The following is a 22,906-nucleotide window of genomic DNA, read 5'->3' as shown; positions in this document are numbered from 1 at the left end:
AGGATGACATAGCGTATTCGCATCGGTTATTAACGGTTCTTTCACCACGCGCGATTTCATTCAACACAAAATGCGTCACCGGAATCGAGGGGTGAGGCTTTACTCCGACGCGATGGGCGCTTGCGCTCCGCGCGTTCGTCCCGGAAACGATCCCGCGGATCGTTTCCGGGCGCGTCTCACTCCTGCAACCGCTCCACATAGGCGGCGAGAGCGACCAGCCGTTCGGGTGTCGGGGTCTGTCTGCCGTCGCCGATATCGACCGGCACAAGACGGCCCTCTTGCAGCACTTCGCCGAATTCGGGCATCACCCCATGCGGATCGTCGCGGCGGTTGTAGCCGTCGATCACCGCCATCACCGCGCCTTGCGGAAACACTCCGCCGTTCCTTGCCGAAAGTCCGGTCAGATCGGCCGGGCGTTTGGGCAGATCGCCCGCAAGCGAGCCGTCGCCCTTGCCCAGCGGCCCGTGGCACACTGCGCAGGCGTCGCCATAAAGCGCGCGCCCGACCTCGACCGGCGGTGGAACGCAGGCGGTAAGGCCCAACAGGGCGGCGGTGCAGATAAGAAATCGGGTCATGGGGGCCTCCGTCGAGCCTTGGATTTGCGCCACGATGCCATGGTCAAAGGCAGGGCGCATTGATTCAGATCATCCGGCACCGCCAAGCACAACCCGCAGGACACAGGGCGGACGACAGACCAGAGCCTTATCACCCCCGTAGACCGCGCCAAACCCTGAAAGTAAACCGCGCTGCCGCCATCCCGATCATCTCAGCGCGATGGCACCTGTTCCCCCTCGCTCCGCTTTGAATTCCGTCCTAATCTGCGACCATGCGAAACCTCCCTGCCTTGCTGATCCTGTTGCTTCTGTCCGCCTGTGCCCGCCCGCTTACCCCGGCGGAACGCAGCTTTGCCGCCACGATCCACGGCGATACCATCGACACCGCACCGATCCGGATTTCCAAGGGGGCCCTGATCGGCAATGTCATACACACCCGCCCGCCACGCCCTGCGCTGACCTGTCGTGAACGGATCCGCAGCCCCGAAATCGGCGAGATCCGCATATCAACCGCCGCATTTGTGCTGTTCAACCGGATGTTCGCCGCCGAAAGGGTGTATCGCGACGATTATCTTCCCGGCTATCCCGAACGGATGTCGATGGCCCGGGGCATGTTCATCGCGCATGAATTGACCCATGTCTGGCAGTGGCAAAACCGCGCCGTCACCGGGTATCACCCCTTGCGCGCTGCGGCTGAACATTCGCCGGGCGGTGACCCCTATCTGTTCGAAATCGGAGACGAGCGCGGCTTTCTTGACTTTGGGTATGAACAGCAGGGCGGCATCGTCGAAGAGTTCGTGTGTTGCCGCGCTCTCGATCCCGGCGGCCAGCGCACTTCACGACTGCATGCGCTGTTGCAACCGCATTTCCCGATGCTCGAGCGGCGCAGCGCGGTTCCCCGCGATGGTATCTCGCTGCCCTGGGATGGGGCCGAAACACGGGGGATCTGTTCCTGATCGCTCAGCGCAGGGCCAACCCGCTGATCTGCCCCGACAACTTCGTGCCGGTGTCGTCACTGTCGGCTGACACTGCGACCCCCACCAATGCGCCGGGCGCTGTGCCAAAACCACGCGCAAAATCGCCCGCAAGGTCAACAGTTTCACTGAACGATCCGGTGCCGGCGCCGCGCAGGATCACCGTCTTGCCCCGCGCCCCCAGATAGGGAGAGGCCAGCACCTGCCCCCGCTTGTGCGCCCCACCCCAGACATAGACCAGCACCCGCGCGTCACGGTTAGCCAAAAGGCCGCGGATATTCGACGATCCGGCATTTGCCTTGGCAATCTCAGGGGGCAGAAACACGAAATAGATCGCCGCATTCCTGTCGTCACCGCCCTTTTTCGTCAGATCGGTTGGCGGCACCGATTGTGTCACCGCCCACGCCCAGGTGGCAGATTTGCTGCCTTGATCCGAGGGGGCCACGCGCTGCCAGATCAGCGATGCCGCCCCGTCCGAGGTGAACCCCAGAGTGCCGTCGCCCTGACGAAAATCGACCTTGGAGAACAGGTGGAAGCGTTGCTCAGTCCAGCCCGAAAACGCGAGTGGTCCGGCCTGAGCGGCGGTTGCCAACGACAGAAGGGCGACAGAAGAGAAAGCGATGAACCGGGCAAACGGGCTCAGGTGGCTTGGCATCACGTGTGAACCTTTCAGTGGGCCTTTCAGCCGGATTGGTAATACATCGGGCAAATGCGCGGCGGGGCCAGTCACTTTGGTGTCATCTCACCCGGGTATCGGACGCTGAGGCCGCCACTTGTGCGGTTCCCCTGCTCTCTGATTTCGCGCTAGCCTTGGAGAACACATGGGGAGAGTCCAGATGTCCGAAACCGCCAGATATACCATTGTAATGCTGTTGGCGGGGATCGGCGTTCCGCTGCTGGCCACCCTAAATGCCAGTCTTGGCGCGCGGATCGGATCGCCCTTTGTGGCGGGAACCGTGCTTTTCGCGGTGGCGTTTCTGTCGGCTGTTGCGGTCAATGCGATAACCGGTTTCGATGCACTTGCCCGGGTGCCGGAGCAGCCAGGGCACCTGTTCCTTGCCGGTGTTCTGGTGGCGTTCTATGTTCTGTCGATCACCTTGATCGCGCCACGGTTCGGAGTGGGCAATGCGATTTTCTGTGTGCTGCTCGGGCAGCTTGTCTCGGCGGCGGTGATCGATCACTTCGCCCTGTTTGGCGCGCGCCTTTACCCGATGACGCTGATCCGCGCCGCCGGTCTGACGCTGATGACCCTTGGGGTGCTGCTGACACAGCGCGGATGACCAATGCGCGCGGGGTCTTTGGCGGGCCGCTCGGCGAGGCTCGATATCGTCGGGCATCCGCAGTTCCCTAGACCAGCGACCGCATCGCGACCTTGCGCAGCGTCCGGCCCGTGAAGGCTACCCTGACCACCGCAGGGGACACACGTGAGCGTTGAATCTGTCGGCCAAGCCCGGACGGAACCGGCTCCCCTTCCCCGTTCCAAGCCCTGCCACCTCATCGACGGGTGCCGACACTCCCGCCCGGCAAGCCGCGCAAGCGTATTTTAGCGGCTGACACTGGGCTGGGCTGGCATCGCGGGGCGCGCCGCGCTACATACTCGGCGACCGACTTCAGGACCGAAAACAGGACTGGCCGCCGTGACACGCATCATCGAATCCCTTGCCGAAATCTCGCAATCCTATGATGCGGTGTTCTGCGATCTCTGGGGGTGCCTGCACAATGGCATCACCGCCTTTCCGGCGGCAGTGGCGGCCCTGCGCGCCTTTCGCGAACAGGGCGGAACGGTGATCCTGCTGACCAATGCGCCGCGCCCGCATTCAAGCATCGCCGAACAGCTTGTCCGGTTCAACGCACCTGACGATTGCTGGGATGCCATCGCGACCTCGGGCGACAGTGCACGAGCGGCGATGTTCAGAGGCGTTATTGGCCAAAACGTCTATTTCATTGGCCGACCCCATGACGAAGTGTTCTTTGAGCCAAGCGAGGTCGTCGCCGAACCGGTCGAGATCCGGCGCACCCCACTTGACGAGGCTACGGGCATCCTGTGCTGCGGCCCCTTCGACCCCCATGCCGACCCCGCAGTCATGCGCCCGCAGTTCCTGTCGGCCATCGCCCGCGATCTGCCGCTGCTTTGCGCCAACCCCGATGTGATCGTTGACCGGGGCGACAGCCGCGAATGGTGCGCCGGGGCGCTTGCGGCCCTTTATACCGAAATGGGAGGCACCAGCCTGTATTTCGGCAAGCCTCACCCGCCGGTCTATGACCTTTCGCGCCGCCTGATCGTGGAACTGGGGCGCGATATTTCCGACGCGCGCATTCTGTGCATCGGCGACGGCATCACGACCGACATTGCGGGCGCCATGGGCGAAGATCTCGATTCGCTGCTGATCACCGGAGGTCTCGCTGCCGACCAGACCAAAACGACCGAACAGCCCGATCCCGAGGCGCTGGCTGCCTGGCTGGAAACGCAGCCGTTCCGCCCGACCTTTGCCATCGGCAAACTGCGCTGAACACGGGTGCCCCGAAACCTCAGGGGTGGGATATGTCGAATTTCCTTGATTTACTCGGCCTCTCGGTAATATTACTGCGTCACGGCCCGACCTGACGCTATTTTATTACCGAGGCGACGAAATGCTCGACACCATGCACGACAATTTTCCCCGCGGCACGATCTGCATCGAAGACCTTGAAATCGGCATGTCCCGGCATCTGACCAAGGAAATCACCTGCAACGATATCGAACTTTTCGCTCAGGTATCGACCGATCGCAATCCGGTGCATATGGACGATGCCTATGCCCGCGACACGATTTTCGAGGGGCGCATCGCCCACGGCATGCTGACGGCGGGTCTGATTTCGGCGGTGATCGGCGAACAGCTTCCGGGGCATGGCACGGTCTATCTTGGGCAGTCACTGAAATTCCTTGCCCCCGTGCGCCCCGGTGACCGGGTGACGGCCACCGTCACGGTGCTGTCAATCGACCATGGCAAACGGCGCGTGCAACTTAACACTGTGGCCACCATTGACGGCAAACCAGTGATGAAGGGCGAAGCGACGGTGCTCGCCCCGTCACGCAAACTCGACTGACTGCTTGCACAGTCACGGGGCGGCGACTATCCCGTCGCCATGCAGATCGTGCGGGACCATCTTTTCGTAGCCGACAAGGACAAGGGCGCCAGCGTCGCCATCGGCAATTTTGACGGGGTCCACTCGGGCCACCGCACGGTGATTGATATTGCCCGCGCCCATGCCGAACGGCTGAACCGTCCGCTGGGCGTGCTGACCTTCGAACCGCACCCGCGTCAGGTGTTCGCACCCGATGCGCCGCCGTTTCGCCTGATGAATGCCGAATCCAAGGCGAACCGGCTGGCAAAACTCGGGGTGGAGCGGTTGTATGAAATTCCGTTCAACCCGGCTCTGGCCGCGCTGACGCCCGAACAATTCGCCCAACGCATTATCACCGACGGGCTGGGCCTGTCCCATGTGGTTGTCGGCGCCGATTTTTGTTTCGGGCAAGGGCGCAGCGGCAAAGCCGATGATCTGTGCCGGTTCGGGGCTGAAATGGGGTTTGGCGTTACCATTGCGCCACTGCTTCAGGCCGAAGACGGAGCGGTGTCCTCGACCCGGATCCGCACCGCGCTGACCGAAGGCCGCCCCCGCGACGCCGCCGCGATGCTGGGCCATCAACACCGAATCGAGGGCGAAGTGATCCTTGGTGCCCAACGCGGCCGCGAGTTGGGCTATCCCACCGCCAACATGTCGATCGACGGGCTGCATCCGCCAAAATATGGCGTTTATGCCGTGCGTGCAGACGTGTTGTCTGGCCCATACGAGGGCACCTATGACGCGGTGTGTTCCATCGGAGTACGGCCCATGTTCGGCGACAACCGCCCCAATATCGAAACCCACCTGTTCGGCTTCAAGGGCGATCTCTATGGCACGCACCTGTCGGTTGCTTTGGTCGAATACCTGCGCGGCGAAGAAAAATTCGACAGCCTGCCCGCGCTAATTTCACAGATGGATGCCGACAGCGCCCGCGCCAAAGAAATACTGGCGCAAACCAAACCGGTCGCGCCATGACCGATCCGATCGACAGATCCGGCCTGCGCTCTCGGTTCTGGGAATATGTGCCCCTGCGCAAGATGAGCGTGGCCGAATGGGAAGCGCTTTGCGACGGCTGCGGCAAATGCTGCCTGAACAAACTTGAGGACGAGGACACCGGCGAGGTCGAGATGACCCGCGTGGCCTGCCGTCTTCTGGACGGTGAAACCTGTCACTGCTCGCAGTATCCGATCAGGCATAAGTTCGTGCCGGAATGCATCGTGTTGACCCCGGCCAATATCAGCAAGAACTCCTATTGGATGCCCGAAACCTGCGCCTATCGCTTGCTGCACGAGGGCAAGACTTTGTACGAATGGCACCCGCTGATTTCCGGCGACCCAGAAAGCGTGCACCGCGCGGGCGTATCGGTGCAAGGCTGGACGATTCCCGAATTCGAAGTGCCCGAAGAAGAATGGGAAGACTATATCATCGAGGAGCCGATCTGATGTTCTTTGCCTCGGACAATGCTGGCCCGGCCCACCCTTTGGTGATGCAGGCGCTGATCGACGCGAACACCGGGTATCAGCCGTCCTATGGCGCCGATACGATCATGGAATCCGTGCGCGACCGTATCCGCGAGGTGTTTCAGGCCCCCGAGGCAGCGGTCTATCTGGTGGCCACCGGCACCGCCGCCAACGCTCTGCTGCTGGGCACGATGGCACAGCCGTGGCAGGCGGTGTTTTGCGCCGATCTGGCCCATGTCGAAATGGATGAATGCGGCGCACCCGAGTTCTTTACCGGTGGGGCCAAACTGTCGCTGGTGCCGACAACGAATGGCAAGATGAGCCCCGACGCCCTGTCCGCCACAATCGCCAAGCATCCTGCGGGCGTGGTGCACGGGGTTCAGCCCGGCCCGGTGACGATCACCCAGGTCACGGAAACCGGTACGCTGTACACAGTGGACGAGGTGAACGCCCTGACCGGGATCGCCCGCGCCAATGGCCTGCCGGTGCATATGGACGGCGCACGGTTTGCCAATGCCATTGCCGCGCTGAACTGTTCACCCGCCGACATGACATGGCGGGCCGGGGTCGACACCCTTTCGTTTGGCGGCACAAAGAACGGCCTTCTGGGGGTCGAAGCGGCGGTGATCTTTGACCCGGAAAACGCGTGGGAGTTTGAGCTGCGCCGCAAGCGGGGCGCGCATCTATTTTCCAAGCACCGCTATCTCTCTGCCCAGATGCTCGCTTATCTGACAGATGATCTGTGGCTTGAAATGGCGCGCGCCGCCAACGCAAAGGCCGGACGTCTGGAAGCCGGTTTGCGCGCCGCCGGGATCGAGCCTGAATTTCCGGTTCAGGCAAACATGATCTTCGCCGACATACCCGCCGAGATCCACGCACGGGCGATGGCAGCGGGTGCGCAATACCATGCTTCGCAAACCGCCAAAGGCGCTTTTGCTGCGCGTCTGGTCTGCGACTGGTCCCTGCCGGACACCGAATTGGCCCGTTTCATCGAGTTGTTGTAACCGCCGGGAAATCCGAAAAAAGCGGGTATTTTCCGGAAATCGGCACCGCGGTTACAGGGCAAGCCGCAGGAACAGCCACGTCACGCTGCTCTTGCCAGATGCGGAAGCATCTCGCGCGCCACCTGATCGGGGTGAGTGATCGCCAGCATGTGCCCTGCCCCGTCAACCACCACGTCACGCGCATCCGGCAACCGCTCCATCAAGGCGCGATGGATCGCGGCGATGATCGCGGGGCTTTCGTCACCACGCAACAGAAGAACCGGAACCGTCACACCTTCCAGCCGCCCCGCGTCCAGCAAGCCTGCGGTGTCGGCATCGAAACCGGGGGCACCCGCCGTTATCAGCGGCATACGCGCCGCTTGTGCGGTGCGCAGAGGTTCGGGCAGTGCCGACCAACGCGCACCGGGCTGCCACATGGCCAGAAAAATCTTGGCCGCACCGGCATGATCCCCCTGTTTCATCGCCTTGGCGAACGGCGCGTTTGCGGCATCATGCTCCGCGATCTCGGGTGCCGCCGTGGCGCGGGCGGCGGCAAAGAAAACCGGCTCAATCAATGTCAGGCTGCGCACCAGATCGGGCCGTTCCACCGCCAGCCGCAGCGCTACAGTGCCGCCAAAGGAATGGCCGATCACGTCAGTCGCCCCGCCACCGTGGCAGTCTCGGAATTCTTCGGCGATCCGGGTCACACAGGTCAGAAAATCCCCCTGCCCGTCCCAATCGTCACTTTGTCCATGCCCCGGCAAATCAAACGCCACCGCGTTCAGCGGCAGTTGCGCCGCCAGCCCGCGCCATGCGCCCGAGTGCGCCAGAGCGGCATGGATCATCAATGCGCGCCGGTCGCCGATTCCGAAAGATTGGTGAAACACATCATGGCCCGCGACCCGGGCCAGAGTCATCAGATCTGACCCGACAGATGCGCGTCAAGATGGCTGAGCCGGTCAACGCCCCAGAACCGTTCGCCATCTTCGGTCACATAGAACGGTGCTCCAAACACACCGCGCGCCACCGCCTCTTCAAGATTGGCGGAATAAGTTTCGGCCCCGGCAAGCAACCCCGAATCGGCGAGACCCGGATCAAACCCAGCCGCCGTCAGACAGGCGCGTATCACGTCATCGTCGGCGACATCACGGTCTTCCAGCCAACAGGCACGCGTCACCGACGCCACCAGCGCCGCCAGATCGCCGGCATCGCCCCGGGCCACCGCAGCCTGCGCCGCGATGATCGCATAGGACGACGGCGCGGGATTTGCGGGCCAGAATGCCGGCTTCATGGTGATCGGCTCACCCAGCAGTGCTGCGGACCGTTCAATATCGATCAGCCGGTATTCTTGGCGCGACGGATGCCGGTCTTTTGGCGGCAAACCACCCGTGCGCGAAAAAAGCTGCATGATATCAAAGGGTTTATACGTAACGCTCGCTCCATGGCGCGCTGCTATCTCTTCCAGCCTTGTGCCTGCGAGATAGGTATAGGGGGAAATCGTGGCGAAAAAATAGTCGATATGGGCCATGACGCTATATCCTGTGACGAATGGTTTCCGGGACCGTAACCCCGTGATAAGCGGTGTCAACGTGACGATTCCGTTACTGCGCCACCACGGGAACCCCAAGCACATGCGATCCATGACCGAACCCAAGCTCATCTCGGGCAATGCCAACCCCACGCTTGCGAAATCTATCGCGCGGCGTATGTCGATGCACCGGGGGGTCAACGTCGGCCTTTTGGATGCCCGGGTCGAAAGGTTCAACGACGGCGAGATATTCGTTGAAGTGTATGAAAACGTCCGCGGCGAGGACATGTTCATCATCCAGCCCACCAGCAATCCCGCCAACGACAACCTGATGGAACTGCTGATCATCTGTGATGCCCTGCGCCGGTCTTCTGCGGCACGGATCACCGCGGTCATCCCCTATTTCGGCTATGCCCGGCAGGATCGCCGCACCAAGGCGCGCACGCCGATCACTGCGAAACTGGTTGCCAACATGCTGACCGAAGCGGGCATCGAACGGGTGCTGACCATGGACTTGCATGCCGCGCAAATTCAGGGGTTCTTCGACATTCCGGTCGACAACCTCTATGCCTCGCCGGTTTTCGCGCTGGATATCCTGCATGCGTTCAAGGGGCGGCTGGACGAGGTGACTATCGTATCCCCCGACGTTGGCGGTGTGGCGCGGGCCCGGGAATTGGCCCAGCGCATCGGCTGCCCCCTGTCGATCGTCGACAAGCGGCGTGACAAGCCGGGCGAAATTGCGGAAATGACGATCATCGGCGAAGTGAAAGACCAGATCTGCATCATCGTCGACGACATCTGTGACACAGCCGGAACCCTGTGCAAGGCAGCGGAATCGCTATTGGAGCAGGGCGCGAAAGAAGTGCACGCCTATATCACCCACGGCGTGCTGTCCGGCCCTGCGGTCGAGCGCGTGACCGGATCGGTGATGAAAACCCTTGTGATCACAGATTCCATCGAACCCACCGATGCCGTACGGAAAGCCCCCAACATCCGCATCGTTCCCACCGCACCGATGTTTGCACAGGCGATCATGAACATCTGGAACGGCACGTCGGTATCGTCGCTTTTCGACACCGAAACGCTGGGTCCGATCTATGAGGGCATGTATTCCCAGTGATCGGGGGTGGCGGAACGCGGCGGGCTCATGCCTCGGGTGGGGTTGCCCCGGTGATCCGCCTGCCGTCCCGCGCCACGTCATAGCTGCGTGCGGTATCCTCCGATCCGCATTGCACGATCAGCCAGACCGCGCCCCTGCCCGGCATCCCGTGGCAATCGCCCGGGGTGCCGCCAGTTTCCTGCACATAGAGCGCGGCATAGGCTGCAATCGCATCGGTTTCCGTAAAATCGGCCACCTGTCGCCCCGTGATCAGCCCCAGCACGCCGGCCGCCAGCGACAATCCGACCAACGACCAAAGCACCGGGCGCGGCAGACCGGCGCCGCTTTGCAAAAATCCCGGTGCCTTGCGCATCCTTCCCTCCGCCTGAAATGGCCAACCGGCCACACTGTTCCACGTTCGGGAAATTGTGCAGCTTTGCCCGATGTGATGCAAGGACGAGCCACAGCCGCCCCGGCTCTGCCCGCTGAACCCGTGAAATACCCGGGCGGCGGCAACGCCTGCGGTCTTGACACCCGGGCCTGTCGCGCCTTGGTTGACGCCAGATAACCGAGGATCCGCAATGCCCGACCCAGATCTGCGCCAGACCGCAAAAGTGCTGTTCGATGCCGCCATTTCACGCGCCGATCCCGCCGCCGCCGTCACCCGTGCGCTGGCCGATCACCCGCTGCCCCAGCCCCCCGGGCGGCTGCTGCTGATCGCCATCGGCAAGGCCGCTCCCGCAATGCTGTCCGCCGCCCTGAAGCATGTCACGGGGCCACATGAGGCGCTTTGCGTGACCCATCCTGAAAACACAGCCGAGGTGCCGGGCGCACAGATGCACCGCGCCGGCCATCCGGTGCCAGATGCGGCGGGGCTCGCCGCCGGGCGCGCGGTCATCGAAATATTGCAGGGGGCGACACAGCAGGATCACGTGATCGCCTTGATTTCGGGGGGCGGTTCCGCACTCGTGCCCGCCCCTGCACCGGGGTTGACGCTGGCTGACAAGGTGACGTTGAACCGCGCGCTCTTGGCCAGTGGGCTGGATATCGTGCAGATGAACATGGTCCGTCAGCAGGTGTCGCAACTGAAGGGTGGCGGGATGCTGCGCCTTGCCGCACCTGCGCCGGTCACCGGATATCTGCTGTCCGATGTCATCGGCGACGATCTGCGCGCCATTGCCTCGGGGCCGACGGTGGCACCGATTGGCACAAGGTCCGAGGCACGGGCGCTGTTACAACAGGTCGGCGCCTGGAATGGCCTGACACAGGCGCTGCGCGATCATCTGTCCGCCGATACCGAGACAGACGCGCCAAACATCCCCGCCGCCAACCATCTTATAGGATCGAACGGTCAGTCCCTGAGCGCCGCCGCCGATGCCGCCAAAGCTGCCGGGTTTGCCACGACAATCGTCTCTGACCGGTTGACAGGCGATGTCGCCGATGCGGCGCAGACGGTGCTGGCCGCCGCCCTGTCGCTGCCCGCCGATGCTCCGCCGACGGCACAGCTCTTTGGCGGTGAAACCACGGTGAAACTTTCCGGCACCGGCAAGGGCGGGCGCAATCAAGAGCTTGCCCTGCGTCTGGCTGCGTTGGCCGAAGTCACGCCGATCCCCCGACGCTGGCTGTTTCTGTCAGGCGGCACCGATGGGCGCGACGGCCCGGTCGATGCGGCGGGCGGGATTGTCGACCCAAGCACCTGGGCGCGGATCGCGGCGCGGGGCGATGCCGCGGCATTGCTGGCGAATAACGACAGCAACGCCGCATTGGCATTGGCGAATGACCTGCTGATCACGGGTGCCACCGGAACCAATGTGGCCGACATTCAGATCCTGTTGTCGATGCCGATATGACCCGGCATCGTATAGGGGAGGCTCTCCCAAAGGGTTCACCATCCCCGACTGCCTCTAACGGTGAGACAAAAACTGAGGCTGCGCGCGGCTTTGGGGCGTCAGGCGGTCATTCCGTAATGTTCAACGATCGCTGCCAGATCTTCGGGTGACGTGGACTCGGCCAATGTGGTGCAGGTGTTCGGTACGTGCTGAAACACCGAACCGTCAGAAAAGAATGTGGACGAGGTGACAGGTATGATCTTGGTCGTTGGATGACGATAACTTGCATAGTCCGCCACGGCGAACGCGGACCCCTCGACCAGTCCAAGAGACAGTATCACGATTTCCGGGCAAACATTCTGCAGATAGGAAATCGCATCGGGCTGGGTCCGGGCGATTTCCACCTCGGCTCCAAACCGGCTCACGCATGTGGCCCAGAGTTGCGCCAACCCGACGCGCCCTTCTACGATCAAAACTTTCATACATCCCCCGGCGCCGCAAATTCCACCGACCGTTTCGCATCTGACTTTTCTATTTGTAACTCATTTCCTAACGGAAGGTTAACGCAAATAGCATCCGGCAACTATCGGAATGAATTACCGAAAACCGGCGGGAAACCGCTTGAAGTCGAATCGACATTGGTGAGAATCCGCCCCATCTGAGACCTGACCCATCTGCAAGGCACAAGAAATGACGACAGTGATAACCGTCTGTGACACCTGTCGGCGCGATGGCTGGGAAACCACCGACTCGACCCGCGCTGACGGCGAGGTGTTGCTCGAAATCCTGGGCGAACCGCGGCAACGAACGCCGCGCCCGGGCGTCGCGGTGCGCCGGATGTCCTGCCTCATGGGGTGTAGTCATGCCTGCAACGTCGCGATTCAGGCCCGGGGCAAGTTCTGCTATACACTTGGGCGGTTCGAACCTGAGAGCGAAGCGGCGACTGCGATTGTCGATTATGCCGCGCTGCATGCCCTGTCAGGCGCTGGTCTGGTGCCGTTTCGCCAAAGGCCGCAAGGTGGCGTGGGGCATGTCGTGACCCGCCACCCGCCGCTGCCCGAAGATCCGCAGACGTGAACGATGCGCGCGATCATGGTGGGGCGCTGGACGCGGCCGTGGCCCGCTGGGGCGGCAAACGCGGCGACTGGATCGACCTCTCAACGGGAATAAATCCCGTCCCCTATCCGGTCGGTGACCTGCCGCCCGACGTCTGGACCGCCCTGCCCGACAAAGGCGCGACCGACCGTCTGATCGCCGCAGCGCGCGCGTTCTGGCAGGTGCCGGACGACCGGGCGATCCTTGCAGCGCCGGGCGCATCGGCACTGATCGCACAATTGCCCGGCTGCCTGCCCTCCGGCCCCGGTGCGCAGCGCGTTCAGATCCGCCCCGACACCTATAACGAACACGCCGCCGCCTTTCGCGCCTCGGGCTGGACCGTCACCCACGACCCTGCCCCGGTGCGCGTCGTCGTGCATCCAAACAACCCGACCGGCAAATTCTGCTCGGACCACGCCTCTCCGGGAACGCTGATTCTGGACGAAAGCTTTTGCGACACTCACCCCGACCGCAGTCAGGTTCAAAGTGGCCGCCCCGACACAACGATCCTCAAGAGCCTTGGCAAATTCTGGGGGCTCGCCGGGTTGCGGGTGGGGTTCGCCATTGGTGATGCCGGGCTGATCGGCAGGTTGGCGACAAGGCTTGGCCCCTGGGCAGTCAGCGGTCCGGGGCTTGAGATCGCCAACCGCGCACTGTCGGATCACGTCTGGGCCGCTGCGACCCGTCAAAGGCTGCAAGACGACGCCGCACGGCTTGATGCGTTGATGCGGACGGCGGGGGCTGAATCGGCTCGGTCCGGGCCCGGGGCAATGGACGACTGTCCGCTGTTCCGGCTCTATTGCCTCGACGATGCCGAAAACTGGCACCGGGAATTCGCCCGTCACCGCATCCTGACCCGGACCTTCCCCTATAATCCGAGATGGCTGCGCCTTGGTCTGCCCGCCCCGCATCACTGGCCCCGGCTCGAGGCGGCCTGTGGGACGGTGGGGGGGGCGATGGCAACGCCGAGCGCCCGCCACCGACCCGCAGCCAAACGATGATGATTCACCTAACGCTGATCGGCGCGCTGCTGCTGGATGCCTGGCTGGGTGAACCGCCCGCCCTTTGGAACCGTCTGCCCCACCCTGCGGTGCTGATGGGCCGGGCTGTTGACCGGCTTGACAGGGCGCTGAACCACGGCCGGTTCCGGCGGGCGCGCGGCGTACTGGCCCTTGCCACTCTCGTTGGCCTTGCCCTGATCCTGGCGGTGCTGATCGCCGCCATCCCGCTCGGACCATTGCCCGAACTGATCACAGCCGCGATCCTACTGGCACAGCGCAGCCTTGCCGATCACGTGACCGCCGTCGCCACCGGCCTGCGGCAATCGACCGGGGCAGGTCGCAGCGCCGTCGCGATGATCGTCAGCCGTGACACCGCCGCGATGGATGATACCGCCGTCGCCCGCAGCGCCATCGAATCCGCCGCCGAAAACCTCAGTGACGGGGTGATCGCCCCGGTCTTCTGGTTTGCCCTCGCCGGTCTGCCGGGGCTACTGGTCTATAAATTTGTCAACACCGCCGACAGCATGATCGGCTATCGCACCCCCCGGCACGCCGCCTTTGGCTGGGCCTCGGCCCGGGCCGACGACCTGCTCAACCTGATCCCGGCCCGGCTGACTGCGCTGTTGATTGCCGCCACCAATGGTCAACTCACCGCCATGCCCGCCATCCGCGCCGAAGCGGCGCGCCACAAATCCCCCAACGCCGGCTGGCCCGAGGCCGCCATGGCCCGCGCGCTGGGCGTCGCCCTGGCCGGGCCGCGCAGCTATGACGGTGTCATGCGCGACTTTCCCTTCGTCAATCCCAAAGGCCGCCGCACCCTTGGGGCCCAGGACATCGACCGGGCCGTGGCCCTGCTCTGGCGAAGCTGGGGGGCGATGATTTCTCTCGTCGTGATCTGGGTCGCGCTCTCGGTCACAGTCGCGCGCCTTTCCACCTGATCCATTGCAAGCCGCGTCCAAACTGATACCCAGCGCAACGACCCCGCTCCGCCTGTCGAAGGATCCGCCATGAACCTGCCCCAACGTGCGACACTCGCCCTTGTCGCCGCGCTGAGCATCGCGCCCGGCCCTGCTTCCGCGCAAGACACAGCGCAGGATACCGTTCCTTGCGGTGGCAGGTTTTCTGACTTTCTCGATCAGGCGCGGGCCGAATCCATGGCAAAAGGTCATGATCGCGCTACTGTCGATGCGTTTTTCCAAGGCATCCGCCACGACCCCCGAACCCTCGCGGCAGATCAGGCGCAGGGTGTGTTCCAGATGCCTTTCGTCGACTTCGCACGCCACCTGATCAGCCAGAACCGCATCGACAATGGCCGCGCGAACCTGAATAAATATGCATCCGTGTTTGACCGTGTGCGTGACGAATATGGCGTCAGCCCGGGCGTATTGCTGGCCTTCTGGGCGCTGGAGACAGACTTTGGCGCCGTGCAGGGCGATTACAACACGGTCAATTCGCTGGCCACCCTCGCCCATGACTGTCGCCGTCCCGGCCTGTTCCGCCCCCAATTGTTCGCAGCCGTCGAACTGTTTGAAAAAGGCGGGTTGGATCCTGCCACAACCACCGGCGCCTGGGCTGGCGAAATCGGCATGGTTCAGATGTTGCCTCAGGACATTCTGAGCAACGGCGTGGATGGTGACGGCGACGGCCAGGTCACCCTGAAGACATCCGCACCCGACGCGCTGCTGTCGGGCGCATCGATGCTGAAATCCCTTGGCTGGCGCGCGAACGAACCCTGGCTGCAGGAAATCACCCTTCCCGCGACATTCGACTGGGCCCAAACCGGCCTGAATCATCGCCGCCCCGTGGCGGGGTGGAAGGCGCTGGGAGTTGCTGCCAGAACCGGCGATCTGGCTGGTGATGACTTGTCGGCTTCCGTGCTGCTGCCACAGGGGCGCAATGGGCCGGCATTTCTTGCCTATCCCAACTTCGACGTTTATTTCGAATGGAACCAAAGCTTTATTTATGTCACCACCGCCGCCTATTTCGGCACGCGGCTTGAGGGCGCGCCGGTCTTTGATGCAGGGCGCCCCGACACCGGACTGTCTGGCGATCAGATGAAGGCCTTGCAGACAGCGCTGGTCGCCCGGGGGTATGACGTTGGTGGAATTGACGGCATTCTGGGGGAAAAGACGCGCGAGGCGGTACAGGCGGAGCAACAACGTCTGGGTATGCCCGCCGATGCCTGGCCCACACCCGATCTGCTCGCCCGGCTTTAGGGCGCTGGCGATTGTGCGGTTCTCAGGGCGTTCACTGCCTATGGATCAGCCGAACATATCTGGCCGGGTTTCGACGAACACGTCACGCAAGGTCGCCTCCGGCGCGCCGCGCAGGATCGCAATGACCTTACCGTCGATGGTGACCAAAGCGTCCTCGCCATCCCCGGACGGCAAGACAGAAACATTGCCGCTGTCGATAGCAGCAGGGTTGAGGCTGATCCGCAGAACATCCTCGCCCCTCAGGAAGTCGGTGATATCGGCAACGTCGGCCTGCGACCCAGACGTGGAATAGAGCCAGACACCCTCAGTCGTCCGTGAGTCGTGGACATCTGGCGCCTGCTCTGCGAACCCCGTGTCGTCTGCCACAGGCGTCAGACCCGGTCCTTCCGCTCCACGCGATCCATCGTTCGGTTCGCTCACTGGCGTCATAACCGGAGCGTGCGGGGACGCGTCATCGCGATTGGCAACCGCAAGAACCCTGTCGTGTGCCGCGATATCTCTGGTGTCATCATCGCCGGACGGCAACAAAGCGCCCGCATCATCTTCCGACACGTCATACTCCGGTGTCGGTGCCACATCGTCCAAAACCGGAGTCAGCACGGTCGGATCATCGGCGCCGGGGGCCGGCGGGTCGTCAGGCAGGGTCGGATCGGCAGGTGACAGAACCGGGTCGTCGGGCCCCGGGGCCGGAACATCGTCAGGAAATTCGGGGTCGACCGGCGTCAGAACCGGGCCTTCGACCTCATCCGCGTCGGTATCCATCAGGGCCGACAAGGGAATATCGGCATCCAGCGTCGGCGACGACGCATCCGACACCCGCAGGAACAGATCGTCAACCGGCACGACCGACAGACCCTGAAAGCGGATTTCGACCGTGCCCATGGCGGTGTCAAAGCGCAGGTATGCAGCCGAGTCGCCGTCGCTGTCATGGGCGGTGAATTCCTGAGCGTCGTCGGGCACAGCCACCGTAAGCGTATCAACACCCGGCTTGAACGACTCGACCAGCACCAGCCCGGGTTCAGGATCGACAAACAGGTCCTCGCCAGTCAGTTCCTCTTCGCCAGTCAGGTCCTCCTCGCCAGTCAGGACCTCGGGGGTTTCCTGCGACACGTCACCCCCGGCAGGGCCGTTTTCGGGCGCAGCGGTGACTGCCCCATGCGGACTGTCTTCGGGCATCGTGGGATCATCGGCCTCAAGCGACGGCTCGGCATCTTCGGGATGATCGGTTTCGTCCGTTTGCGCGCCCTCCATCAAGTCAGGAAACGACGCCGCAGCCAGAACACCGAGAAAGATCAGACCCGCCAGCATCTTTGCCCCCCGCAAAACAAACCGCGAACAAATTCCAGACCATCCGCTGCCTGTCAGATACACTCTTAGGATAAAGGGCATATGTCGAAACATATCGCGTTTTAAGGTTAATTGAACCGGTCGCTGATCCCGGATGCCGTCAGGGCGGCCGTCTGATCCATGTGCACCGTCCGACCGCCCTGAACGCGACGGTCCTGCCGGAGTTCCGTTTGGATTGGTTCGGTTCAGCACGGCGCAACCACAGGCTCGGTCGGTATGGTGGATTCTGTCGACGGAGCCATAGGATCGGTTACCGGTACGGTGGGTTGCGTGCTCGCCTCGGGCCGCTCAATTCCCACGTCACATCCACAGTGTCCTCGGTTTGAGCGATCGGCGAATAGGGTTTCGGGTTTTCAGCGCCTTTTTCGTTCCCTTGCGCAGGATCTCGCAACATTCCCCGCGCTTGGGTGGCATTGGCGGCTGTACCGGCATAAATCGGGTCAGCCTGTCGTCGTTTACGGCCAAAACCGCGGAATCGGCATGGGCCTTTTCAATCGTCGCAAACTCTTCTACAGACGCGAGGTCGCGCTTGCGGCATCTCCACGGGCCTTGCTGGACGACATCCCGGCTCGCGCCATAACCCGAACCTGAAAAGGAGACCCCGATGTCGATTACGCCCGAAGAAAAGACCCGGCTGATGAAGGAATATGCGACCAAGGACGGCGACACGGGTTCGCCCGAAGTCCAGGTCGCGGTCCTGACATCCCGCATCACCACCCTGACCGAGCATTTCAAGACCCACAAGAAGGACAACCACTCGCGTCGTGGCCTTCTGAAGCTGGTCGCCCTGCGCCGCAAACTGCTGGACTATGCCAAGTCCAAGGATGAAGCACGGTATCGCAAGCTGATCGAAAGCCTTGGCATCCGCCGCTGATCCATCAGCCAGACAAAGTTTCAAACCGCGCGCCATACCGGCGCGCGGTTTTTTTCTTGCCCCGGCCTTAACGGTCTGGAACATCCCAATCCGCCGGTGGCACGTCACGCCGCCGCAACCGCAGGGCAAGACCCAGCGACACCCCGACCCCGATCGCGACGGTAAGATCGACCAGTACGGTCAGGATCAGCGTCACCAGCAGCAACATGACGTCCGACCGCCGCCCGGCCAGATGGGCGCGCCATTTATGCGGCTCGCTCATGTTCCACGCGGTCAGAATAAGCAGCCCGGCCAGCGCAGGCATCGCAAGATACCCCGCCAAAGGCGCGGCCACCATCATCACAATCAGAATGACCAGCGCGTGCACGATCCCCGCAACGGGGGTCCGCCCCCCGGCCCGCACGTTGGTGGCCGTGCGCGCGATTGCCCCGGTTGCGGGCAGACCACCAAACAGCGCCGAACCGATATTGGCCGCACCCTGTGCCAGAACCTCGGCATTGGGCCGGTGTTGGCCGTCGATCATCCGGTCCGCAACCATCGCCGACAAAAGCGATTCAACCCCGGCCAGCAGAGCGATGATAAGCGCCGAAGGCAACAACTCGATCAGGCGGGGAAACGTAACATCGGGCAAATGCGGAACCGGAAGCGCCGTGGGCAAGGCGCCAAACCGCGAAAAGACCGTTTCAACCGGCAGCGTCGCAGCAGCCACGATCAGCGATGTGACACCGACCGCGATGATCAGCCCCGGAAACCGCGGCCACAAGCGCCTGAGGCCGACGATCAGAACCATCGTCGCGATCCCGATGCCAAGCGCAGGCAACCCGACGCCGTCCCGCGCCTGCCAAAGGGTGGAAATCTTCGGCAGGAATTCGGCGGGCAGGTCGGCAATCTCAAGACCGAACAGATCGGCCAACTGACTTGTGGCGATGATGATGCCGATGCCGATGGTGAACCCGTTGATCACAGGTTCCGGCACATAGGCCACCAGATTGCCCAGTCGCAAAACCCCCGCGATGATCAGGATGACACCGGCCATGAACGTCGCCAGCACAAGCCCGTCATACCCGTGCTGGATGATCACAGAATAGACGACAACGATGAACGCGCCCGTCGGTCCGCCAATCTGAACCCGGCTGCCGCCAAGAAGCGAAACCAGAAATCCGGCAACAATCGCGGTGATCAACCCCTTGCCCGGATCGGCCCCCGAGGCAATCGCGATGGCAAGGCTCAGGGGCAATGCGACCATCGCCACGGAAACCCCCGCCGCCGCATCGGCCAGGAACAATGCCCCGGTATAGCCACGCAGAGTCGTCAGGATCTTGGGTTTCATGCTGTCTGTCCAATAGTGAAAGCGCCCTCAGGATGGGACAACCAGCCGGAATGCGCCATCCCCCGCGCAAAAATGCGCGCCGTGGTTTCATACTCCGGCGCAAGGATCCCTTTCAATCGGAGCATTTTTGGGATATGGCGGCAAAATCTGAAATTCCGGCGCCCGGACACCAGCGCCTGACAAAAAAGATACCGGAGTCAGGGGGAATACGCCCCCTACGCAATGGCCTGCGGGCCGACATGAGGAACTTACATGTTCAACGTTACGACAAAATCCATCCAGTGGGGCGAAGAGACGCTGACCCTGGAAACAGGCAAGGTCGCCCGTCAGGCCGACGGTTCGGTCATCGCCACGCTGGGCGAAACCAGCGTCATGGCCAACGTGACCTTCGCGAAAAGCCAGAAGCCGGGGCAGGATTTCTTCCCGCTGACCGTGCATTACAATGAAAAGTATTACGCAGCCGGCAAAGTGCCCGGCGGGTTCTTCAAGCGTGAAGCACGCCCGACCGAGAAAGAGACGCTGACCAGCCGCCTGATCGACCGTCCGATCCGCCCGCTGTTTGTGCCCGGCTTCAAGAACGAAGTTCTGGTGATCTGCACCGTGCTGTCCCACGATCTGGTCAATGATCCCGACATGGTCGCGATGATCGCCGCATCCGCCGCACTGACGATCTCGGGTGCGCCGTTCATGGGGCCGATCGCCGGTTGCCGCGTCGGCTTCACCGAAGGCGAATATGTCCTGAACCCCGAAATCGACGACATGCACAACCTCAAGCTGAAGCCAGAACAGCGGCTTGACCTGGTTGTCGCCGGCACCAAAGACGCCGTGATGATGGTCGAATCCGAGGCATACGAATTGTCCGAGGCCGAAATGCTCGGCGCCGTGAAATTCGCCCACGAGCAAATCCAGCCGGTGATCGACCTGATCATCGATCTGGCCGAAGCCTGTGCGAAAGAGCCGTTCGATTTCCAGCCTGCCGATTACTCGGCACTTTATGACGCCGTGAAGGCAGCAGGCGAAGACGCCATGCGCAAAGCTTTCGCGATCACCGACAAGCAGGAACGCACCACGGCGATTTCCAACGCCGTGACTGCGATCAAAGGCAAGCTGAACGATGCGCAGCTGAGTGATGAGAACCTCGGTTCGGCCATCAAGAAGCTCGAGTCGGGCATCCTGCGCGGCGACGTCGTGAAAACCGGCAAGCGGATCGACGGACGCGACACGACCACCGTGCGCCCCATCGTCTGTGAAACCGGCTTCCTGCCCCGCACACATGGGTCGGCCCTGTTCACCCGTGGCGAGACTCAGGGGCTGGTCGTGACCACCCTTGGCACCGGCGACGACGAACAGATGATCGACGCGCTGCACGGAACGTATAAGTCGAACTTCCTGCTGCACTATAACTTCCCCCCCTACTCGGTTGGCGAAGTCGGACGTTTCGGCCCTCCGGGACGGCGTGAAATCGGCCATGGCAAACTCGCATGGCGCGCGCTTCAGGCGGTTCTGCCTGCCGCGACGGATTTCCCCTATACCATCCGCATCGTGTCCGAGATCACCGAATCCAACGGCTCGTCCTCCATGGCTTCGGTCTGTGGCGGTTCGCTGTCGATGATGGATGCCGGTGTCCCGCTGAAAGCGCCGGTCGCAGGTGTGGCTATGGGCCTGATCCTGGAAGACGACGGCAGCTATGCCATTCTGACCGATATTCTGGGCGACGAGGATCACCTCGGCGACATGGACTTCAAGGTTGCAGGTACTGCCGAAGGCATCACCTCGCTGCAGATGGACATCAAGGTCGCGGGCATCACGCCCGATATCATGGAAAAGGCACTGGCACAGGCCAAGGACGGCCGCCTGCACATCCTGAGCGAAATGAACAAGGCGCTGTCCGGCGCCGGCGCGTTCAGCGAACATGCTCCCAAGATCGAGACCATGCAGGTGCCCACCGACAAGATCCGTGAAGTCATCGGATCGGGCGGCAAGGTGATCCGCGAGATCGTCGAACTGTCGGGTGCCAAGGTCGATATCAACGACGACGGCATCATCAAGATCGCATCGGCCAACGCCGATTCGATCAAAAAGGCCTACGACATGATCTATTCGATCGTGGCCGAGCCGGAAGAAGGCAAGATCTACAAAGGCACCGTCGTCAAACTGGTTGATTTCGGCGCTTTCGTGAACTTCTTCGGCAAGCGTGACGGACTCGTCCATGTGTCGCAGATCGAAAACCGCCGCCTGAACCATCCGTCGGATGTGCTCAAGGAAGGTCAGGACGTCTGGGTCAAACTGCTGGGCTTCGACGACCGCGGCAAGGTCCGCCTGTCGATGAAAGTGGTCGATCAGGCCACCGGCGAACCGGCGAAAGCCGAAGAAGACGCCGAATAATCACGATCCTATGAACAAAAAATGGCCCCGGTGGAAACGCCGGGGCCATTTTTGTTTGATCAACCGATGCAGAACAGATCAACGCCCGCCGATTGCCGCTCGTCACAAAAGTTTTTAGCGACAACGGCAAGAGAGGCTTTACCATGCGTTCAGGTATTCGAGCCCACTCGTGGGGCAGATCAGCAAGGCCCGTCCAGCAAGGCCGATCAGTAAGGAGTAATTGAAATGCAACGCAAAAAAGCTTCTGACTTTCACCCCCGACTGCTTGAAATGTTCGACGGCTACGTCCACGGAAAAATGACCAAGCGCGAATTTCTGTCAAATGCCGGTAAATACACCGCAGCAGGCGTCACCGGCGCTATGATCCTTGATCAGCTCGCCCCAAATTACGCTTGGGCGCAGCAGGTTGCGCCTGACGATCCTGAAATCGAAACCATGACCGCCGAATACGAAAGCCCCGATGGTCACGGCACGATCAAGGGGCTTTTGGCCAAACCGGCGGGGGCAACTGGCAAGCTTCCCGCAGTGTTGGTGATCCACGAGAATCGTGGCCTGAATCCATATATCGAAGATGTCGTTCGCCGCACGGCCAAAGCGGGTTACCTCGCATTTGGTCCCGATGGTCTGACCCCAAAGGGCGGCTATCCCGGCAATGATGAACACGGGCGCGCATTGCAAAGCGAATTGGACGGCGCAAAGCTGATGGCCGATTTCTTTGCCGCATTTGAATGGTTGCAAGGCCACGAAGACAGCACCGGAAAAGTCGGCGCAGTGGGCTTTTGCTATGGTGGCGGGGTGTGCAACGCGCTTGCCGTAGCCTATCCCTCCCTGTCTGCGTCAGTCCCATTCTATGGCAGACAGCCCGACGCCTCTGACGTTCCCGCCATTGAGGCACCATTGCTGATTCACTATGGCGAGTTGGACGAACGCGTGAACGCTGGCTGGCCCGCCTATGAGGAAGCTCTCAAAGCGAATGGCAAGACCTACGAGACGCATATCTATGCCGGGGCGAACCACGGTTTTCACAACGACACGACCCCGCGCTATGACGAAGACGCGGCGACACTGGCCTGGGATCGCACGCTGGAACATTTCGCCAAATATCTGGCGTAATACAGCCCGGTCT

The 22,906-nt window shown here is 62.3% G+C and carries 24 protein-coding genes; 16 read left to right on the top strand and 8 right to left on the bottom strand.

Going from position 1 to position 22,906, the window contains the following annotated elements; translation table 11 throughout:
• Positions 1-176: 176 nt before the first annotated feature.
• Entirely contained in the window at positions 177-575 is a 399-nt protein-coding gene (locus FQ320_RS09720; protein ID WP_148471657.1) for a cytochrome c, read from the bottom strand.
• A gap of 251 nt (positions 576-826) precedes the next feature.
• Between FQ320_RS09720 and FQ320_RS09715 the strand changes: the two genes are divergently transcribed.
• The gene (locus FQ320_RS09715) at positions 827-1,510 is read left to right on the top strand and encodes a hypothetical protein (RefSeq protein ID WP_148471655.1); all 684 of its coding nucleotides are present in this window, start codon (positions 827-829) and stop codon (positions 1,508-1,510) included.
• Positions 1,511-1,514: 4 nt separating this feature from the next.
• On the opposite strand, the gene FQ320_RS09710 is transcribed toward FQ320_RS09715, so the two are convergent.
• On the bottom strand, positions 1,515-2,183 hold the full coding sequence (locus FQ320_RS09710) for a DUF3047 domain-containing protein (protein ID WP_148471653.1): 669 nt from the start codon (positions 2,181-2,183) through the stop codon (positions 1,515-1,517).
• Between the two features lie 181 nt (positions 2,184-2,364).
• Between FQ320_RS09710 and FQ320_RS09705 the strand changes: the two genes are divergently transcribed.
• The 6 genes from FQ320_RS09705 to FQ320_RS09680 all read left to right on the top strand — a co-directional run bounded on the left by FQ320_RS09705 (position 2,365) and on the right by FQ320_RS09680 (position 7,097).
• Positions 2,365-2,808, top strand: a complete 444-nt coding sequence (locus tag FQ320_RS09705) for a DMT family transporter (protein ID WP_148471651.1) — start codon at positions 2,365-2,367, stop codon at positions 2,806-2,808.
• A gap of 357 nt (positions 2,809-3,165) precedes the next feature.
• Positions 3,166-4,038: a TIGR01459 family HAD-type hydrolase gene (locus FQ320_RS09700; protein WP_148471649.1), complete on the top strand. Its 873-nt coding sequence runs from the start codon at positions 3,166-3,168 to the stop codon at positions 4,036-4,038.
• 133 nt (positions 4,039-4,171) lie between these two features.
• On the top strand, positions 4,172-4,615 hold the full coding sequence (locus FQ320_RS09695; protein ID WP_148471898.1) for a MaoC family dehydratase: 444 nt from the start codon (positions 4,172-4,174) through the stop codon (positions 4,613-4,615).
• Between the two features lie 39 nt (positions 4,616-4,654).
• Positions 4,655-5,608, top strand: a complete 954-nt coding sequence (locus tag FQ320_RS09690; RefSeq protein WP_148471647.1) for a bifunctional riboflavin kinase/FAD synthetase — start codon at positions 4,655-4,657, stop codon at positions 5,606-5,608.
• Complete coding sequence (locus FQ320_RS09685; protein WP_148471645.1) at positions 5,605-6,075, top strand: YcgN family cysteine cluster protein; 471 nt, start codon at positions 5,605-5,607, stop codon at positions 6,073-6,075. The genes FQ320_RS09690 and FQ320_RS09685 overlap by 4 nt, the downstream gene beginning before the upstream one ends.
• A complete protein-coding gene (locus FQ320_RS09680) occupies positions 6,075-7,097 on the top strand; it encodes a low specificity L-threonine aldolase (protein WP_148471643.1) in 1,023 nt (340 codons plus the stop codon). The genes FQ320_RS09685 and FQ320_RS09680 overlap by 1 nt, the downstream gene beginning before the upstream one ends.
• An 80-nt stretch (positions 7,098-7,177) precedes the next feature.
• Here FQ320_RS09680 and FQ320_RS09675 read toward each other — a convergent pair whose 3' ends face one another.
• Positions 7,178-7,993: an alpha/beta fold hydrolase gene (locus tag FQ320_RS09675; RefSeq protein WP_148471641.1), complete on the bottom strand. Its 816-nt coding sequence runs from the start codon at positions 7,991-7,993 to the stop codon at positions 7,178-7,180.
• Entirely contained in the window at positions 7,993-8,604 is a 612-nt protein-coding gene (locus FQ320_RS09670) for a 2-hydroxychromene-2-carboxylate isomerase (RefSeq protein ID WP_148471639.1), read from the bottom strand. The genes FQ320_RS09675 and FQ320_RS09670 overlap by 1 nt, the downstream gene beginning before the upstream one ends.
• 103 nt (positions 8,605-8,707) lie before the next feature.
• On the opposite strand from FQ320_RS09670, the gene FQ320_RS09665 reads away from it, so the two are divergent.
• Entirely contained in the window at positions 8,708-9,724 is a 1,017-nt protein-coding gene (locus FQ320_RS09665) for a ribose-phosphate pyrophosphokinase (protein ID WP_148471637.1), read from the top strand.
• 25 nt (positions 9,725-9,749) lie between these two features.
• On the opposite strand, the gene FQ320_RS09660 is transcribed toward FQ320_RS09665, so the two are convergent.
• On the bottom strand, positions 9,750-10,076 hold the full coding sequence (locus FQ320_RS09660; RefSeq protein WP_148471635.1) for a hypothetical protein: 327 nt from the start codon (positions 10,074-10,076) through the stop codon (positions 9,750-9,752).
• Between the two features lie 208 nt (positions 10,077-10,284).
• On the opposite strand from FQ320_RS09660, the gene FQ320_RS09655 reads away from it, so the two are divergent.
• Complete coding sequence (locus tag FQ320_RS09655; RefSeq protein WP_148471633.1) at positions 10,285-11,553, top strand: glycerate kinase; 1,269 nt, start codon at positions 10,285-10,287, stop codon at positions 11,551-11,553.
• A 98-nt stretch (positions 11,554-11,651) separates the two neighbouring features.
• Here FQ320_RS09655 and FQ320_RS09650 read toward each other — a convergent pair whose 3' ends face one another.
• On the bottom strand, positions 11,652-12,014 hold the full coding sequence (locus tag FQ320_RS09650) for a response regulator transcription factor (RefSeq protein WP_148471631.1): 363 nt from the start codon (positions 12,012-12,014) through the stop codon (positions 11,652-11,654).
• Positions 12,015-12,222: 208 nt separating this feature from the next.
• Between FQ320_RS09650 and FQ320_RS09645 the strand changes: the two genes are divergently transcribed.
• The 4 genes from FQ320_RS09645 (at position 12,223) to FQ320_RS09630 (ending at position 15,844) form a co-directional block, all read left to right on the top strand.
• Positions 12,223-12,609, top strand: coding sequence for a DUF1636 domain-containing protein (locus FQ320_RS09645; RefSeq protein WP_148471629.1), 387 nt, complete (start codon positions 12,223-12,225; stop codon positions 12,607-12,609).
• Entirely contained in the window at positions 12,606-13,628 is a 1,023-nt protein-coding gene (locus FQ320_RS09640; RefSeq protein ID WP_148471627.1) for a threonine-phosphate decarboxylase, read from the top strand. The genes FQ320_RS09645 and FQ320_RS09640 overlap by 4 nt, the downstream gene beginning before the upstream one ends.
• Positions 13,625-14,566: an adenosylcobinamide-phosphate synthase CbiB gene (gene cbiB / locus FQ320_RS09635; RefSeq protein WP_370513044.1), complete on the top strand. Its 942-nt coding sequence runs from the start codon at positions 13,625-13,627 to the stop codon at positions 14,564-14,566. The genes FQ320_RS09640 and cbiB overlap by 4 nt, the downstream gene beginning before the upstream one ends.
• A 69-nt stretch (positions 14,567-14,635) precedes the next feature.
• Positions 14,636-15,844 carry a lytic murein transglycosylase gene (locus tag FQ320_RS09630; RefSeq protein WP_148471625.1) on the top strand — a complete coding sequence of 403 codons (1,209 nt, stop codon included), beginning with the start codon at positions 14,636-14,638 and terminating at the stop codon, positions 15,842-15,844.
• A gap of 45 nt (positions 15,845-15,889) precedes the next feature.
• On the opposite strand, the gene FQ320_RS09625 is transcribed toward FQ320_RS09630, so the two are convergent.
• Positions 15,890-17,152, bottom strand: coding sequence for a hypothetical protein (locus tag FQ320_RS09625; RefSeq protein ID WP_148471622.1), 1,263 nt, complete (start codon positions 17,150-17,152; stop codon positions 15,890-15,892).
• 643 nt (positions 17,153-17,795) lie between these two features.
• Between FQ320_RS09625 and rpsO the strand changes: the two genes are divergently transcribed.
• Positions 17,796-18,065 carry a 30S ribosomal protein S15 gene (rpsO, locus tag FQ320_RS09620; RefSeq protein ID WP_148471620.1) on the top strand — a complete coding sequence of 90 codons (270 nt, stop codon included), beginning with the start codon at positions 17,796-17,798 and terminating at the stop codon, positions 18,063-18,065.
• 67 nt (positions 18,066-18,132) lie between these two features.
• Here rpsO and FQ320_RS09615 read toward each other — a convergent pair whose 3' ends face one another.
• Positions 18,133-19,395 (bottom strand): SulP family inorganic anion transporter, encoded by a 1,263-nt coding sequence (locus FQ320_RS09615; protein WP_148471618.1) that lies wholly within the window; start codon positions 19,393-19,395, stop codon positions 18,133-18,135.
• Between the two features lie 252 nt (positions 19,396-19,647).
• On the opposite strand from FQ320_RS09615, the gene pnp reads away from it, so the two are divergent.
• Entirely contained in the window at positions 19,648-21,780 is a 2,133-nt protein-coding gene (gene pnp, locus FQ320_RS09610) for a polyribonucleotide nucleotidyltransferase (protein ID WP_148471616.1), read from the top strand.
• A 225-nt stretch (positions 21,781-22,005) separates the two neighbouring features.
• A complete protein-coding gene (gene yghX / locus FQ320_RS09605; RefSeq protein ID WP_148471615.1) occupies positions 22,006-22,893 on the top strand; it encodes a YghX family hydrolase in 888 nt (295 codons plus the stop codon).
• Positions 22,894-22,906 lie beyond the last annotated feature (13 nt).

Source organism: Oceaniovalibus sp. ACAM 378, assembly GCF_008085915.1.
Classification (GTDB): domain Bacteria; phylum Pseudomonadota; class Alphaproteobacteria; order Rhodobacterales; family Rhodobacteraceae; genus Oceaniglobus.
The sequence above is the reverse complement of the archived record's forward strand: the minus strand, read 5'-3'. Positions and strand labels throughout refer to the sequence as shown.